At 53.7% G+C, this 16,405-nt stretch carries 11 protein-coding genes; 6 read left to right on the forward strand and 5 right to left on the reverse strand.

What is annotated here, in order from left to right; translation table 11 throughout:
* The first annotated feature begins 7 nt into the window (after window positions 1–7).
* From PUP35_RS05285 to pheP, 5 genes are all read left to right on the forward strand, one after another.
* A complete protein-coding gene (locus PUP35_RS05285) occupies window positions 8–1,582 on the forward strand; it encodes an ABC transporter permease (RefSeq protein ID WP_274242255.1) in 1,575 nt (524 codons plus the stop codon).
* Window position 1,583: 1 nt separating this feature from the next.
* Window positions 1,584–2,615, forward strand: a complete 1,032-nt coding sequence (locus tag PUP35_RS05290; protein ID WP_271367014.1) for an ABC transporter ATP-binding protein — start codon at window positions 1,584–1,586, stop codon at window positions 2,613–2,615.
* A gap of 149 nt (window positions 2,616–2,764) precedes the next feature.
* Window positions 2,765–3,040, forward strand: coding sequence for a DUF1471 family periplasmic protein YahO (gene yahO / locus PUP35_RS05295; RefSeq protein ID WP_023310654.1), 276 nt, complete (start codon window positions 2,765–2,767; stop codon window positions 3,038–3,040).
* A 184-nt stretch (window positions 3,041–3,224) separates the two neighbouring features.
* Window positions 3,225–5,408, forward strand: coding sequence for a TonB-dependent receptor (locus PUP35_RS05300; RefSeq protein WP_274242256.1), 2,184 nt, complete (start codon window positions 3,225–3,227; stop codon window positions 5,406–5,408).
* A gap of 103 nt (window positions 5,409–5,511) precedes the next feature.
* Entirely contained in the window at window positions 5,512–6,900 is a 1,389-nt protein-coding gene (gene pheP, locus PUP35_RS05305; RefSeq protein WP_115874408.1) for a phenylalanine transporter, read from the forward strand.
* Between the two features lie 86 nt (window positions 6,901–6,986).
* On the opposite strand, the gene PUP35_RS05310 is transcribed toward pheP, so the two are convergent.
* Both PUP35_RS05310 and PUP35_RS05315 read right to left on the reverse strand, forming a co-directional pair.
* The gene (locus PUP35_RS05310; RefSeq protein WP_115874409.1) at window positions 6,987–8,231 is read right to left on the reverse strand and encodes a mechanosensitive ion channel family protein; all 1,245 of its coding nucleotides are present in this window, start codon (window positions 8,229–8,231) and stop codon (window positions 6,987–6,989) included.
* 65 nt (window positions 8,232–8,296) lie between these two features.
* Window positions 8,297–9,733, reverse strand: coding sequence for an MFS transporter (locus tag PUP35_RS05315; protein WP_274242257.1), 1,437 nt, complete (start codon window positions 9,731–9,733; stop codon window positions 8,297–8,299).
* A 107-nt stretch (window positions 9,734–9,840) separates the two neighbouring features.
* Here PUP35_RS05315 and PUP35_RS05320 point away from each other — a divergent pair, with 107 nt between their 5' ends.
* A complete protein-coding gene (locus tag PUP35_RS05320; protein WP_111963351.1) occupies window positions 9,841–10,710 on the forward strand; it encodes a helix-turn-helix transcriptional regulator in 870 nt (289 codons plus the stop codon).
* Window positions 10,711–10,740: 30 nt separating this feature from the next.
* On the opposite strand, the gene PUP35_RS05325 is transcribed toward PUP35_RS05320, so the two are convergent.
* The 3 genes from PUP35_RS05325 to PUP35_RS05335 form a co-directional block, all read right to left on the reverse strand.
* The gene (locus PUP35_RS05325) at window positions 10,741–11,349 is read right to left on the reverse strand and encodes a helix-turn-helix domain-containing protein (RefSeq protein WP_274242258.1); all 609 of its coding nucleotides are present in this window, start codon (window positions 11,347–11,349) and stop codon (window positions 10,741–10,743) included.
* Window positions 11,350–11,746: 397 nt separating this feature from the next.
* Window positions 11,747–13,411, reverse strand: a complete 1,665-nt coding sequence (locus PUP35_RS05330; RefSeq protein ID WP_407719097.1) for a ShlB/FhaC/HecB family hemolysin secretion/activation protein — start codon at window positions 13,409–13,411, stop codon at window positions 11,747–11,749.
* A 94-nt stretch (window positions 13,412–13,505) separates the two neighbouring features.
* Complete coding sequence (locus tag PUP35_RS05335; protein ID WP_274242260.1) at window positions 13,506–16,163, reverse strand: filamentous hemagglutinin N-terminal domain-containing protein; 2,658 nt, start codon at window positions 16,161–16,163, stop codon at window positions 13,506–13,508.
* Window positions 16,164–16,405 lie beyond the last annotated feature (242 nt).

The following is a 16,405-nucleotide window of genomic DNA, read 5'->3' on the forward strand; positions in this document are numbered from 1 at the left end:
ACGTCTTATGTCTGGTCTGAGTCTCGACATCGGAAAAAACAGAGTGCAGGAGCCTGTCCGCAGGCGTCCTGCACTGCCGATGGTTGCGTTAGCTGTGTTGTTTTCATTAATGGCGCTTCTGCCTTTGGGTTTTATCATTGCCATTGGCATTGAGACCGGCTGGGAAACCATTAAGGCGCTGGTGTTTCGCCCGCGTGTGGCTGAGCTGCTCGGCAACACGCTGTGGCTGACGGCCCTGGCGGTTCCGCTGTGTATCGTGACGGGCGTGGTGATAGCCTGGCTCACAGAGCGCACGCAGCTTGCCGGACGGGGCATCTGGTCCGCGCTGGCGGTCGCTCCGCTGGCCATTCCGGCGTTTGTGCAAAGCTATGCCTGGGTGAGCGTTGTCCCGTCCATGCATGGGCTTTCCGCGGGCGTGTTCCTCTCGGTTCTTGCGTACTATCCGTTTATCTATATGCCGGTTGCGGCGGTGCTGCGTCGCCTTGATCCGACGCTTGAAGATGTCGCCGCGTCGCTCGGCACGCCGCCGTGGAAGGTCTTTTTCCGCGTGGTGCTGCCCCAGCTCAAGCTGGCTATCTGCGGCGGCGCGCTGCTGGTGGCGCTGCACCTGCTGGCGGAATATGGCCTGTACGTGATGATCCGCTTTGATACCTTCACCACGGCAATTTATGACCAGTTTCAGTCTACCTTCAGCGGCCCGGCGGCAAACATGCTGGCGGGCGTGCTGGCCTTGTGCTGCCTGGCTATATTAATGCTGGAAGGCGTGACGCGTGGAAAAGCCCGCTACGCGCGAATTGGCGCCGGGGCCGCGCGCGAGCAGAAACGCTGGCCGCTGAAGCCTGCGGCGGCCGCGCTGGGTCAGCTGTTTTTCATCGTGCTGATCGTGCTGGCGCTGGGCGTGCCGTTAATTGTTCTATGTCGCTGGGTTTGGCTCGGCGGCGTGCAAAACTGGATGAGTGCCGATCTCTGGCACTCCCTGCGCCAGACGCTGATGCTCGGCGTGGGCGGCGCACTTCTGACGACCGTGTGCGTGATCCCCATCGCGTGGCTCGGTATCCGCTATTCACACCGCATCTTCCGGATGCTGGAAGGGTGCATCTATATCACCAGTTCGCTGCCGGGCATAGTCACGGCGCTGGCGCTGGTCACCGTCACTATTCATTACGCCCGTCCCATTTACCAGACGGAAATTACCCTGTTCCTGGCCTACCTGCTGATGTTTATGCCCCGTGCGCTCATCAACCTGCGGGCGGGGATTGCTCAGGCGCCTGTTGAGCTGGAAAACGTGGCGCGCAGCCTGGGCAGCACGCCCGCGAAGGCGCTCTGGAGCGTCACGATGCGGCTGGCCGCGCCGGGTGCGGCAGCGGGGGCTGCGCTGGTTTTCCTCGGCGTCAGCAACGAGTTGACCGCCACGCTGCTGCTCTCTCCGCTGGGCACGCGCACGCTCTCCACCGGATTCTGGGCGCTAACCAGTGAAATTGACTATGTTGCCGCCGCCCCTTACGCGATGCTGATGATCCTGATTTCACTCCCGCTGACCGCCATTCTCTATATGCAGTCAAAGAAAATTGCAGGGCTATGACATGCTTGAATTAACCGCCATTTCTAAATCGTTTTCTGATGTGCAGGTGCTCGACAGCTTAAACCTGAGCGTTGCGCCGGGGAGCAGGACGGCGATTGTCGGGCCGTCCGGGTCGGGTAAAACCACGCTGCTGCGTATTCTTGCCGGCTTTGAAACGCCCGACACGGGGCGCATTGTCATGCAGGGGAGAACGCTGTTTGATGAAAACAACTTTGTTCCCGCCCACCTGCGCCGGATCGGTTTTGTACCTCAGGAAGGGGCGCTTTTCCCTCACCTCAATGTGGCAGACAACATTGCCTGGGGGCTGGACGGTACCCGCCACGAGAAGCGCCAGCGCGTTGAGGCGCTGATGGAGATGGTCTCTCTGGACAGGCAGCTCGCAACGCACTGGCCCCATGAGATTTCCGGCGGACAGCAGCAGCGCGTGGCGCTTGCCCGTGCGCTGGCCCAGCGTCCTTCACTGATGCTGCTGGATGAACCTTTCTCGGCGCTGGACACCGGCCTGCGCGCCATGACCCGTAAAGCCACGGCCGATCTGCTGGCCGAAGCGGGCGTGGCCTCGATTCTGGTCACCCACGATCAGAACGAAGCGTTGTCCTTTGCCACGCAGGTCGCGGTCATGCGCTCCGGGCGCTTCACCCAGGTCGGGACGCCTTATGACGTCTACACCCGTCCCGTTGACGAAGAGACGGCGCTGTTTCTTGGCGATGCGCTGATCCTGCCTGCGCAGCTCACCGCGGGCTACGCCCTGTGCGCCCTGGGTGAGGTGCCCACGGACAACGCGCAGGCTACAGGGCAGGGCAGAGTGATGCTGCGCCCGGAACAGCTGAGCGTGACGGCATGTGCCTCCCATGAAAGCCCAATCTCGATTCTTGATGTGGACTTCACCGGCCAGCTGTCGACGCTCACCCTTGGGCTCGCCGGGCAGCACGAGCCCGTGACCCTGAAGACCGTCAGCCAGCCTGGATGGAACCCTGGCACGGCGGTACGCATTGATATTGCTGGCACCGCGCGTGTATTCGAATATTCTTAATATTCGTTAGTAATTTCATGCAACGGGTTGTTATAAAAGATTTTTCCCGAACGTATAGCATTCTCTGAGATTCTCTACCATGCTCATAAAACCTCACCGCAATGCGTGAGGTTTTTCGTAGTTGCTGATTAATCTCAAGGAAAAAGGTTATGAAAAAGACGACTGCTATTTTGTTGGGAACGGCGTTACTGTTTACAACCAATGCTTTTGCTGCACAGCTACTCACTAAAAGCGAGTTCAAAAAAGTTGCATCTCAATATAAAAAAATCGGTACGGTAAACACCTCGAATGAAGTATCGGTGGATGATGCAAAAAAAGAACTGATTGAGAAAGCCGATAAGAAAGGCGCGGATGTCCTGGTGCTCACTTCAGGGAACACCAACAATAAAATTCACGGTACGGCCAATATCTACAAGAAAAAATAACGTCATTGCAGCCACCCCGAAACGGGGTGGTTGTTCACCCTCTTTTCTCGCCATACCTCCTCATGAACGCGGTTACACTTGCTAATGCATTTATAATGCGTATAGTTCTCATTTGCATTTCAGCAAACACATTCTAAGGCCCGACAACGGGTCATTTTTGCGCGCACTTTCAAATGAGTTAACGATGAACAACACCAACATACACAAAACGCTGCTGGCGCTCGCCGTTGGCGCAATAACACATTCCGCCTTCGCGGCTGACGATCAAAAAGAAGATACCCTCATCGTGCAGGCTAAGCCTGCCAGCGAGTTCAAACCCGGTGGCGACCAGCTGGTACCGGCCTTCCTTGACGGACAGGTGGCGAACGGCGGACGCATGGGAATGCTGGGCCAGCAGAACGCCATGGACGTGCCGTTCAACATCATCAGCTACACCTCAAAGCTGGTGGAAGATCAGCAGGCGAAAACCATTGCTGACGTGGTCGCTAACGACGCGGGCGTGCAGTTCGTTCAGGGGTATGGCAACAGCGCGGAAACCTACCGCATCCGCGGCCTGAAGTTTGACGGTGACGACATGACCTTTGGCGGTCTGTCCGGCGTGCTGCCGCGGCAGGTAGTAGATACCCAGATGGTCGATCGCATCGAGATCTTCAAAGGTGCCAACTCGCTGATGAACGGCGCGGCGAGCTCCGGCGTGGGCGGGATGATCAACCTTGAGCCCAAACACGCGGGCGAACTCCCGCAGGCGAAAGTGGGCATCGACTATACCTCTGATTCCCAGATTGGCACCACGCTGGATGCGGGCCGTCGCTACGGCGACAGCGACCAGTTTGGCGCGCGGGTGAACCTGGTCCATCGAGAAGGGGAAACCGGCATACCGAATGACCGCCGCCGCACCACGCTGCTCTCTACCGGCCTGGATTACAGCGGTGACCGCTTCCGCACCTCGCTGGATCTCGGCTATCAGAAGAAAACCTTCCACGGCAGCCCGACCAGCGTCAATATCTCCGCGGTGGATTTCGTACCCGAGCCGCCGAAAAACGATCGCAACTTCTCTCAGAAGTGGGCCTACAGCGACATCGAAAACGAGTTTGGGATGTGGCGCAGCGAGTACGACATCACCGACGGCTGGACCGCCTACACCGGCCTGGGCGCGCAGCACGCGCACGAGGAAGGGATCTACAGCGCGCCGAAGCTGGTGGATAAAAGCGGCAAGGCAACGGTCAGCCGCCTTGATACCAACCGTATCAGCGATTCCGTCAGCGGCATGGCGGGCATTCGCGGTAACTTTGATACCGGTTTTATCTCGCACAAGGTCAACGTCGGCTATTCTGCGATGACCAAAAACGAAAAAATCGCGTGGAAAATGTCGGCTGCGAAGGATAACCCGACCACCAACATCTACCACAATACCGGCGTCGATATGCCGGACAGCACTAACTTCAACGGCTCCGGCGGAAAGTACAGCGACCCGCTGACCAGCGGACGCACGCGCACCCAGGGCTGGCTGCTGAGCGATACGCTGGGCGTGCTAGACGACAAACTGCTGTTCACCGCAGGCGCCCGCCATCAGAAGGTGGTCATTCGCGGCTATAACAAAATTACCGGTGCGGAAAACGCGGCGGATGGCTTCGACGGCAGCCGCTGGATGCCAACCTATGGCGTGGTCTACAAGCCGTGGGAGACGATCTCCCTCTATGCCAACCATACCGAAGCGCTGCAGCCGGGCAAAACCGCGCCTAATACCGCCACCAACTACGGCCAGAGCACCGGTATCGTTCACTCTAAGCAGAATGAAGTGGGCGTGAAGGCGGACTTTGGCCGCGTGGGCGGATCGCTTGCGCTGTTCGAAATCAAAATGCCGTCGGCGATCCTCGACGACAGCGGTCACTACGGCCTTGACGCTGAACAGCGTAACCGTGGCGTGGAGCTGAACGTCTTCGGCGAGCCAATGCTGGGGATGCGTCTGAACGCCAGCGCTACCTGGCTGCAGGCTGAGCTAACCAAAACCAAAAATGGCGTGAATCAAGGTAACGATGCGATCGGTATTCCGAACTTTTACGCCGTGCTGGGCGCAGAGTACGACATTAAGCCGATTGACGGCCTGACTGCCACCGCCCGCGTGAATCACTCCGGCGCGCAATATGCTGACCTTGCAAACACCAAAAAGCTGGACAGCTACACCACGCTGGATCTGGGGATGCGTTATCGCTTCGCGGTGAACCACAATGCAAACCAGATGACCGTTCGCGCGGGAATCGACAACGTGACCAATGAAAACTACTGGTCCAGCGTGGACGATTCCGGTACCTATATTACGCAGGGCGAACCGCGCACCTTTAAGGTTTCGGTTGGCTACGAATTCTAAGCGTTCCATCTCGTTATCCGGGGCAGGGATGCCCCAATCCCTTGCTACCTCCAGCATGAAGTGTTAAAACGTGCCCCTTCTAAAAAAGAGACAGGGGTAGGACGTGAAAGACGCGTCATCCGCTTCAGGCCATGGTAGCGCCGAAGCCTCGTCGGATCAGAATCCGACGCTGCAACGTGGGTTGCAAAATCGACATATTCAGTTAATTGCCCTTGGCGGCGCAATCGGTACCGGGCTGTTTCTCGGCATCGGCCCCGCTATTCAGATGGCTGGCCCGGCGGTTCTGCTGGGTTATGGTATCGCCGGGATTATTGCCTTCCTGATCATGCGCCAGCTTGGCGAGATGGTCGTTGAAGAGCCGGTTTCAGGCTCCTTCGCGCACTTTGCTTATAAATACTGGGGCCCGTTTGCCGGCTTCCTGTCCGGCTGGAACTACTGGGTAATGTTCGTGCTGGTGGGGATGGCGGAGTTAACCGCCGCAGGCATCTATATGCAGTACTGGCTGCCGGATGTCCCGACGTGGGTCTGGGCGGCGGCCTTCTTCATCATTATTAACGCCGTTAACCTCGTCAACGTCCGCCTGTATGGCGAAACCGAATTCTGGTTTGCGCTGATCAAGGTGCTGGCGATTATCGGCATGATCGGCTTTGGCCTGTGGCTGCTGTTCTCTGGCCACGGCGGCGAGCGCGCCACGATCGACAACCTGTGGCAGCACGGCGGCTTCCTCGCCACCGGCTGGAAAGGGCTGATTCTCTCCCTGGCGGTGATCATGTTCTCCTTCGGTGGGCTGGAGCTAATTGGCATTACCGCCGCCGAAGCGCGCGACCCGCATAAAAGCATTCCAAAAGCGGTTAACCAGGTGGTGTATCGGATCCTGCTGTTCTACATCGGCTCGCTGGTGGTCTTGCTGGCCCTCTATCCGTGGGTGGAAGTGAAGTCCGACAGCAGCCCGTTCGTGATGATTTTCCACGATCTGAACAGCAACGTGGTCGCCTCGGCGCTGAACTTCGTCATTCTGGTGGCGTCGCTGTCGGTCTATAACAGCGGCGTTTACTCCAACAGCCGTATGCTGTTTGGCCTCTCCGTACAGGGCAACGCACCGCGCTTTTTAACCCGCGTTAGCCGTCGCGGCGTGCCGGTGAACTCTTTGTTGCTGTCAGGGGCCATCACGTCGCTGGTGGTGCTGATCAACTACCTCCTGCCTAAAGAGGCCTTCGGCCTGCTGATGGCGCTGGTTGTCGCCACGCTGCTGCTGAACTGGATCATGATCTGCCTGGCGCACCTGCGCTTTCGCGCCGCGATGCGCCGCAAGGGACGCGAAACGCAGTTCAAAGCGCTGCTTTACCCGGCGGGGAACTACATCTGTATCGCTTTCCTGGGGCTGATTCTGGTGCTGATGTGCACCATGGATGAGATGCGCCTGTCCGCGATGCTGCTGCCGGTGTGGGTTATCTTCCTGTTTGTGGCGTTTAAGCTATCCCGAAAAAAGTGATCTGCTTTTCACCCTCTCCCCGTGGGAGAGGGTCGGGGTGAGGGCACCAGACCGCACCTGCCTTCACGCCCGGTGTCCGAAACTGATTATCTGACGATGACCCCCGACAGGGAGCGAATATCATTCCCCGTCGGCGACTGGTGAATACGCAAACCAAATTCATCCACCACCGCGAAAATATGGTCGAAGATGTCGGCCTGTATCTCCTCATATTCTGCCCAGACCACCGTATTGGTAAAGGCATATATTTCAATCGGCAAGCCATTCGCGTCAGGCGCCAACTGACGCACCATCAGCGTCATATCTTTGCGAATGCGAGGGTGGTTACGAAGATATTCGTTCAGGTAGGCGCGGAAGGTGCCAATATTGGTCATCTTGCGAAGGTTTAATACCGATTCCCCTTCACCGTTCTTCTGATTCCACAGGTTTATTTCCTCATGTCGCGCGGCCAGATAGGGTTTAAGCAGTTTCGCCTGAATAAGTTTCTGCTGTTCCTGCTCGTCGAGAAAATGAATGCTGGTGGTATCAATGCTCAGGCTGCGCTTAATGCGTCGACCGCCGGAGGCCGACATGCCGCTCCAGTTGATAAAGGCGTCGGAGACCAGCGCCCACGTCGGAATGGTTGTAATCGTATTATCAAAATTTCGCACCTTAACGGTGGTCAGGCCGATGTCCGTCACCGTGCCGTTGGCACCGTATTTCGGCATCTCCAGCCAGTCGCCGAGCTTGAGCATGTCGTTGGCGGAAAGCTGAATCCCCGCCACAAGTCCGAGTATCGGGTCTTTAAACACCAGCATCAGGACGGCGGCCATGGCGCCCAGACCGCTGATCAGAATCGCCGGGGACTGACCAATCAGCAGGGAGATAATCAGTATTCCCACCAGGATGGCGCTCACCAGCTTGATGCCCTGGAAAATCCCCTTCAGCGGCAGCTGTGATGCGGTGGCCATTTTCTGCGACAGATTGAAAATCACGTCCAGCAGCGAGAAGAAGGAGAGCAGGGCATACACCATCACCCACAGCTTCGCGCAGGTGGTGAGTATTTCCGCCGCTTCGCTGCCTTTTTGCAGCCACAGTACCGCCTGGACGTTGACGATTATCCCCTGCAGGGTAAAGGCCAGACGGTGAAATAATTTATTCTGGGTGATGATCTGCAGCCATAAATGGCTGCTGGCCTGCGCGCGTTTTTCGAAAGCGCGAAGCACGCCTTTGTGCAGAATAAAATGAACGATGATGGCGGTAAGAAAAATAATACCAAAGATAATCACTAATGAGGTGGTGTGATTAATTTCAATGCCTAACTCTTCAACCTGAGCAATCAATTCCTGCATAACGTCTCCTGTATTTTTGCAGCCCCATAATGGCGGCTGCGGATCTATTATGCAAATTCACAGGCTTATTTGGTGGCCTGGCAGATCTTCGCCACCGGCAGACACAGGCGATGGCGGATGCGCAGCGTCGCCAGGGCAAGCACCACCATCATCGCCGTTTCCACCATCAGGAAGACGTTAACTGCCTGGGTGTAATCCCCGTGATGGTTTTGAAGCGCGTGCAGCAAAATCGCGCCAAAAATGGCCGGGCCAAGCCCCAGCGCGGCCTGCTGCAGCGTGCTGAGAATGGCGCTCGCGGCTCCCGCGTCGTCAGGCTGAATATCGCGCATCCCGATGCGGTAGAAGCTGTTCACGATCAGCGCCTGCCCGTAGCCCACCAGTCCGGTCGCGGGTGCCAGCGTCAGGGTGGTATTTTCCACGCCCCAAAAGCGGAACGTGGCGATCAGAGCCAGCAGGCCGATAATCTGGATCGCCAGACCCGTCAGCAGAATAGTGCTGATGCTGTAGCGGGCAATCAGCCGCGGCGCGAACCAGGCCGAAACAAAGTAGGTCACGCCAAGGGCGATAAAACTGTTTCCGGACTGCCATGGGGCCATCCCCAGACCGGTTTGCATGGTGAGCGCCATACAGAACATAAAACCGGACCAGACGCTGAAAAAGAGCATCGCAATCAGAATGCCAAAGCGCACGCTGCGAAGCGAAAGCAGGCGCGGCGGGATCAGCGGGTGGGTATTCTCACGCTCCTTTTTGCGCGCATTCAGCGCCATCAGCCAGGCCAGCGGGACAAGGGCGAGCAGCATCGTCTTCAGCGGCCAGGACCACTGCCACTGCGGGCCGAGCGCCATCGGGAACAGCAGGCAGCAAAGCATAATGGCCAGCAGCACGGTACCCGGCCAGTCGATGCGTGACGGCGTCTCGCGACGGGTTTCCGGTACGAAGCGGCGGCTCAGCGCCAGCACCACCAGACAAATCGGCACGTTGATAAAGAAGGCGTTTCGCCAGCCCAGCCCGGCGATATCCGCCGATACCAGCCAGCCGCCGCCCATCTGCCCGACGATAAACGCAATCCCGCCGATACCGCCGAACAGGCTGATGGCTTTTGCATGGGCCGTACCTTTCAGCGTTACGTGCAGCGTGGCAAGAATTTGCGGCATGATCAGTGCGGCACCCGCGCCCTGAACGATGCGCGCGGCCAGTAGCTGTTCAATGTTCCCCGCCATCCCGCACAGCAGCGAGGCCAGGCCAAAGCTCGCTACACCCCACATGAACAGACGCCGACGGCCAAAGTTATCCCCCAGCTTGCTGCCGAGCGCTAGGCAGACGGCGAAGGCCACGCCGTAAAGGGCCACAATCAGCTCCAGCTCGGTGGCGGTAGCGTGCAGCGAATGGGTGATGGCGTCCAGCGCCACGTTGGTGATTGAGGTATCAATCATCGGCAGCATCTGGCCAGTTAGCAGCAATATCAGGCCAGCGCGGCCCGGTGAAACAACTGACGTATTCATGGTAACTCCATTGCGTCATTCAACAGATGGTCGTAGCATCTACCATCAAATAAACGGGTACCAGTTCTTGCTTATACTGGTACTGGCACTACCATGCAGGGGGATTTATGGCGCTGATGTCTGAACCTGTCGTCTCACTTCAGGATGACACCCGAAAACAGCTCGGGGCATTTTTACGCGCCCGGCGTGAAAGCCTCGATCCGCAGCGTCTCGGCCTGCCGCGCAGCGGCCGCCGCCGCACGCCGGGTCTTCGTCGGGAAGAGGTGGCGATGCTCGCGGACGTGGGCGTGACCTGGTACACCTGGCTTGAGCAGGGCAGGGACGTCAATCCGTCCAGCGCGGTGATGGCGGCCGTGGCAAAAGCGCTGCAATGTACCCCAACTGAAGCCCGGCACCTGTTTGTATTAGCCGGCTTACCGCCGGGTGAAGCGCCGCAGGCGGTCTGCTGCGAGGGCATCAGCGAAGGCACGCGCCGCCTGCTGGATACGCTGATGCCGAAACCCGCCAGCATTCAGAAACCGAACTTCGATATCGTGGCGTGGAACGACAGCTTCGGGCATCTGATGGGCGTCGATTTCAATGACATCCCTCCCGAAGATCGCAACTGTATTTATCTGTTCCTCACCCATCCGGCTTGGCGCGCGCGCCTCGGCAGACGCGACGACGTGCTGCCCATCTTTGTCTCCTATTTCCGGGCGGCGATGGCCGAACACCGGGGCGATCCGCTGTGGGAGGCCAAACTGGCGCGCTTCTTCGCGGTCTCCGAAGAGTTCAAAACCCTGTGGCACCAGCGCAACGACGTGCGCGGCGTGGAGAACCAGCTCAAGCTGTTTACCCATCCCGAGCTGGGGGATTTTACGCTGCAGCAGATGTACTGGTATTCCGCGCCGCGAAACGGCTCGCGGCTGCTGGTGTATCTGCCGGTGGATGAAGCAGGGGAGCGGGCGATGGCATGGCTGGAGAAAAAAAAGATTTAGCACCGCGAGTGGCTTCGCGCCAGGTGTTAACTAGTACTTTTCTGGCAGTTTATGCACTGCTATAAGTATGCCGCGTTTAATGTCTATATGACCATCGATGCGCAGATCGCTCAGAATTTTCATGACGCGGCTGCGCGAAAGACGTGTTTTTTCCTGGATATAATCGCAGACATTAACTGTCAGGCGTAAATCGTCTTTCTCATTTATTAATGCAATGATGTTTTCTCGTATTATCTCATAAGTTGACAGGCCTACAGAGACGTTATTGATTTCAATGAGTCGCTTGATTCCAAACATATAGAGTAGAGCAGCCTCTTTCCAGAGGTGTTCCCGGTCGATGATATTCAATACTTCATTTCGTGGAATGATTTCATATTTAACCTCACCGCAGGCTTTAAAATAGAAATTCGCATTCATGTCCATCAGGGCGTTCATACCCACTAATATCGGGCCCTGAAAGTATTTCATGAGCAATTTTCCTCTGGTGCGATAGGCTGCCAGCATCCCCTCATGGATAACCAGCGTCATCGGTTCGGGATATTTCTCCATAGTGATTATTTGCCGTGAAACTGCTTGTCGGACACGGTGTGGATTTGTAATTGTTGCAATTATTCTTTTTTCTTCATTTTCAGGTTTCATGATTTTGTATTATTCCTGGGAGTGCTTGCATTTAATCAAAATAACTGAATGTGTAGAACACAAATTACATATTCCTGCGAGTTGCTAAGATCATTACTGATGAAAATATACCGTCCTTAAAACGCTGAGGATAACAAAGGACAAAAACATAGAGAAGATAACGTGTCGGGATCGGCTATTAGCAAGTCAGAATTATGGGCGAAGTGATGTTTATATTTTGACTGTAAACACTTTCCGCATAAGGTGTTGCGGTAATAGGTTAAGCTGCCAGTGGTGTTCAGATTACAGCAGAGGTGAACATCGCTGCGCAAACGAGTAGCCTGAAGAGGGTAAAAACACGTTTTAACCCTCTCAGGGAGTGACTGATCCTGATATGTCTCGAGTGAGCGGTCAGGCATCAGTATTGCCACTGGAGCGAAACACCCAGCGTGACGGGACTGGTATGCAGTTCATCCGGCTTTGAAAGCGGGGTACCGATGAAAAAGTCATAGCCAAATTGACCTTTGACGCCTCGAATGCCAGCCACTGCCCCGGCAAGGTGTGCGCCACTCCAGTAATCATTTTCAGAGCCGCTAACCTCACCGTAATCCACGCCAATATAGGGCTGCATCCCCCACTTTGGCAGGTTAAGAGCAATGTCATTGCGTAGATACCAGCCCTTATCCGCATAGATCGACATTTCTCCATCAAACCCTCGCACAGTCCAGCGGTTGCCAATAGTGAACTTATCCGGTTGGGTGAGCCGATCTGGTGACGTTTGCTGCATAAAATGCGGCTCGTAGCTAAAAGCATTTCCGGCCAGTTTGAAAGGGAATACCCCATCAACTTTAAGCGTAAGGATCCTTGCCAGTGGATCAGCGCTGCCCACCAGCTCTTCTGCATCAGGTTGTTCGCCAAACCACGGAGCCGCATGCTGGTATCCGAAACTGGTCGTAAGTTGACCCGCTGAAAAATAGGCAATGTTATTCAGGCTTAACTGCCAGCTGCTGGTATCCCGATGCTGTACTTCCACTTCCACGTCATTAAGGTCATAGCGTGAGTCACGCTTGATCGTTTTAAAAGCCAGCGTGGTTTTCTGACTGGCGCTGCGGAAGATCACGCGGTTCAGGACAGCCGTCATTAATTTTTCGTCGCTGCTGTACTGGTAGCGAAATTCACCGTTGCGGAGAGTTTGCGTGGAACGATAATGGCTGGCATAAAGGTCAAGCGACCAGTATCCCAATGGAACAGAATAAAAGGCCGAGCTGTTATCGCTGCGACGTCCATCTTCATTTTTGAACCCCCCACCATAAGCAATGTAAAACATGTCATTTAATGAAGTTGGGTTATCAACATAAAAAGCGAGCCCTCCCTGATAACGTCCGGTGTGTTTACTGCCTGAATCATCAAACCAGGAGCCCAGGCGCCATGATTGTGGCTGTGTGCGGGTCACTTCAATACGTGTATCCCCGGGACGATTGCCCGGTAGCAAACGTATACTCGCCTGAGTGCCGGGTATGCGCTGCATATTCTCTAAGCCTTGCTCCAGCCCTCGTAAATCGAGAAGGTCGTTTTGGCCTTCCGGAATGTTGTTCCACGCATTTAAAGAATGACCGTTTAACTCTTTTATGTCTATTTCGCTGATGCGGCCAGGCAGAATTGTAAAATGCAAAATACCATTACGTAAATTCTGCGTGGGCACTAATATGCGAGTAGTAATAAATCCATGAGAAATCAGGCGATTCTGCATCGCAGTATGAAGGTTTTTAATACCCCTGATACCAACACACTGTTTTTCTGTTTGCTTTATGAGATCGCGAAAAGTCAGCCAATGTGGAAGTGACTCTGCGCCATCAATAACGACGTGCTGGATATCATAGCAAACAGCTTCTTTGGTCAGAATCAATGTATCACTTGCGCGCGTTCCTTCTGCAGAAAGTAGCGACTTACTTTGAGGCGCAAGCTGGTCATGCCTGGCCTGATCCTGTTGCTGAGTGGTCGCAGACTCAGCCTTTACGTAACAGGGCGACGTTACGAGGAGCGACGCTAAAACGGCGGCGAGACGAGGGTAAGAGATAATCATGTTATTGGCTTCAGATATTCTGAGGATGTTTAACCCTGGTTTAAAGAAATAAAAAGCCCCATAACTAAAATGGGGCTTTGAGAGCCATGGATTATTACATGGCGGTGTTAATGCCATATCCGCCAGGGAAATAGACTATTTCAGTAATGGTTCTGCCGAAGTAGGTATCACCGGGATAAAAGACCATGCCATTTTCCCAAACACCATTACCCTCGGGGGTGCCGTTTGGTTTAATTGAATTATAGCTGATGCTATTATTCATATTATTTCCATTCCAGCTGTTATTATCATTAATAAAGCCGGAGTTGTCGGTGGAAGTATTGTTACTATCAGGTGTAATTACACCATTGTTCGGATTGTCAGCGCCAGTCTGATTAATTACTCCCATGTTATTTACGAAACCAGTGGTTCGGACATACTTGCCAGTGATAATTCCACTCTTTTCGTTACTTATACCATTGTAAGTGTTTAACTGAACATCATCGGCACTGGTTATGTTACCGCTATTCGTCAAAGAGTTGCTGGTGACATTGATACCATTTTCTGCCGACAGCGTTCCTCCGTTGATAAGGTTGATCCGTTCCATCTGAGCATTCAGCTTATTGCCAGCGCTGATAACACCTGTGTTATAAACTGAAGACGGATAGTAGCCGTAGCCGCCGGAAATGAACATGTTGATATCATTCGCAGAGCGGATTTCACCATCGTTTTGCAGGTTATTCATCAGGTAAAGTGTGGTGTCACCTCCTGCCTGGATCTGGCTGCCCGCTTCTGTAGTCACAGCTGAGGCATTGATTGTGATGTTACGGTCGGACTTGATGTCTCCGCTGCGCAGATTATTCAGATTATTTAGGTTTAAATTGATGTCGTTTTTACTTGCAATGGAACCACTGTTATTCAGATCGGACAGCTGAAGATCCATCTGATCGGCGGTCAAGGTACCGCTATTTTCCAGTGCGCTGCTGTTCATCTGAATTGCAAGATGACCCTTTGCAGTAATATTACCGCTATTGGTCACTGGACCAGCGTAATTATTCCAGCCATTCGAACCAATGTTCAAAGCCAGGTCCTGGCCAGCAGCGATAGTCCCTGCATTCTGGAACGTACCGGTAACGGTCATATCAATATTATGACCTGCCCGAAGTGTGCTGTTGAGGTCAGAGCTATAGGCCCTTGCATACATGAAAATATCATTGTCAGCGGTGATGGCACCCGAGCTATTATCCAGTGCGCCATTTATGGAAAGTGAACCTTCACTATGAATAGACCCATTATGGTTAGAAAGCAGATCGTCGCCACTCAACTGCAGTTGGCCATCGTGACCAAAGGACTGAATAATACCATCATTGTTATTGAGTACATTGGCGCTGAGCGTATTCCAGCCATTACCGGCTGAGATCAGCCCATTTTCGTTGTTTAGCGCGCGGGTAGTTACGTTCATTGACGCGTTACTGGCGAGCTGTCCAGATGTATTATCGAGGTTGGTGGTATCTACGCTAAGAGCACCCTTCGCGACAATCTTGCCATGAGTATTGGTTATGCCACGGGCGTCCGAATTACTATAGCCATAAGACGCGCGTTGAACAGACAGGTCGCCATTACTGAGTATTTCCCCCTGCGCATTATCCAGTGAATCAGCCATCACCAGGGTGCTGGCATTTCCCTGTACGGAGCCGGCTGTGTTGAGAGTAGTTTTACCCGCCAGGTTAACCATATCCGCTTTGATAAGGCCATGGCTGTTATCAACCATTTCATCTGCTGTGATGGAGACAACGCCGTCGGAGGTAATTTGACCGTTATGGTTTATTACGCTGGTACCCTTGATCATTGCCGCGTTTCCAGCATTCACATGGCCGCCATTGTTTTCGACGGTACCATTAACGTCGATCGAAAGCGTGTCGTTTGCGGTAAGATCGGTATGGTCAAGACGAACGCCGACACCGGTATCCGTACCTTCCATAAAGATTTTATTGGCATACATTGAGCCCAGCGCAGATACATCTAGTGCTAATTCGGGAGCTTTGCTGTCATCATATCTTTTCTGAACTCGACCCTTTTTATCAATATGGTTGTTACCCGTGATAATATTCAGCTCATTGGCCTGCAGCTTCGCGTTAACTTTGACTGACCGGGAGATAATATCTGTATATTGAACCGCGCGGATATCCATACCTTTTCCGGTAATGTTAACCTCGCCTTTGCTAATATCCAGTCCTGTTACATTACCGTTTGCATCAAAATTGGCGGTACCGGTGGTTAAGGTCGCGTGATTCGTATTAATAAAACCGCATCCATCACAGGTAATCCCGGATGGGTTAGCAATAATAACCTGAGCAGATTTTCCAGCGACTTCAATCATGCCATTTAACTGGCTTGGGTCGGAAGAGCGTACTTCATTTAGAATAACTTTTGCGCTACCGCTTGCCATATTTGTATTGCCATCAATCATACCTGCTAGCTGAGTGTTAGACGCCGCGCCACTGTTATTAAGAATAACACCGTGAGTGTCAACGTTAAATTCAGAGTAAACGTTATGAGAGACACCTTCTGCGCTGGCTTTATTAATATCAACAATCGTTGTACCGTTTGAATTAGTGTGGATACCGGGTTGTTCCGTATTTCCTGCAACAACGGCAGCGTGAACAGGCATGATCATGCCCAGAGCTAACATAGTAGCGAAACAGGTCGGCGCGAGTTTGGCGTGCAAAACCTGACGTGTGAGGTGGGTGCTTACTGCACATTTATTTTTCATATCTCTATCCTTGTATTCCTTGAAATAATAACGCCCATCGTGTGTTAAAATGGGTTTTAAATGGAATCATGCGAAATCAAAAATCCTTTAAAAGACATGTAATTATTTATTTCAATATGTCTTTTTATTACGGTGTGCCGTTAGTGATAAAACTAAATTGATTTGTTTGAATTTTGCACAATGGATTCGTGGAGTTTATGAAACTAAAGGGGAGTGTTGATTTGCATTAATAAAAAAAGGCT

The sequence above is a fragment of the Enterobacter sp. S-33 genome, from assembly GCF_028735835.1.
Taxonomy (GTDB): domain Bacteria; phylum Pseudomonadota; class Gammaproteobacteria; order Enterobacterales; family Enterobacteriaceae; genus Enterobacter; species Enterobacter vonholyi.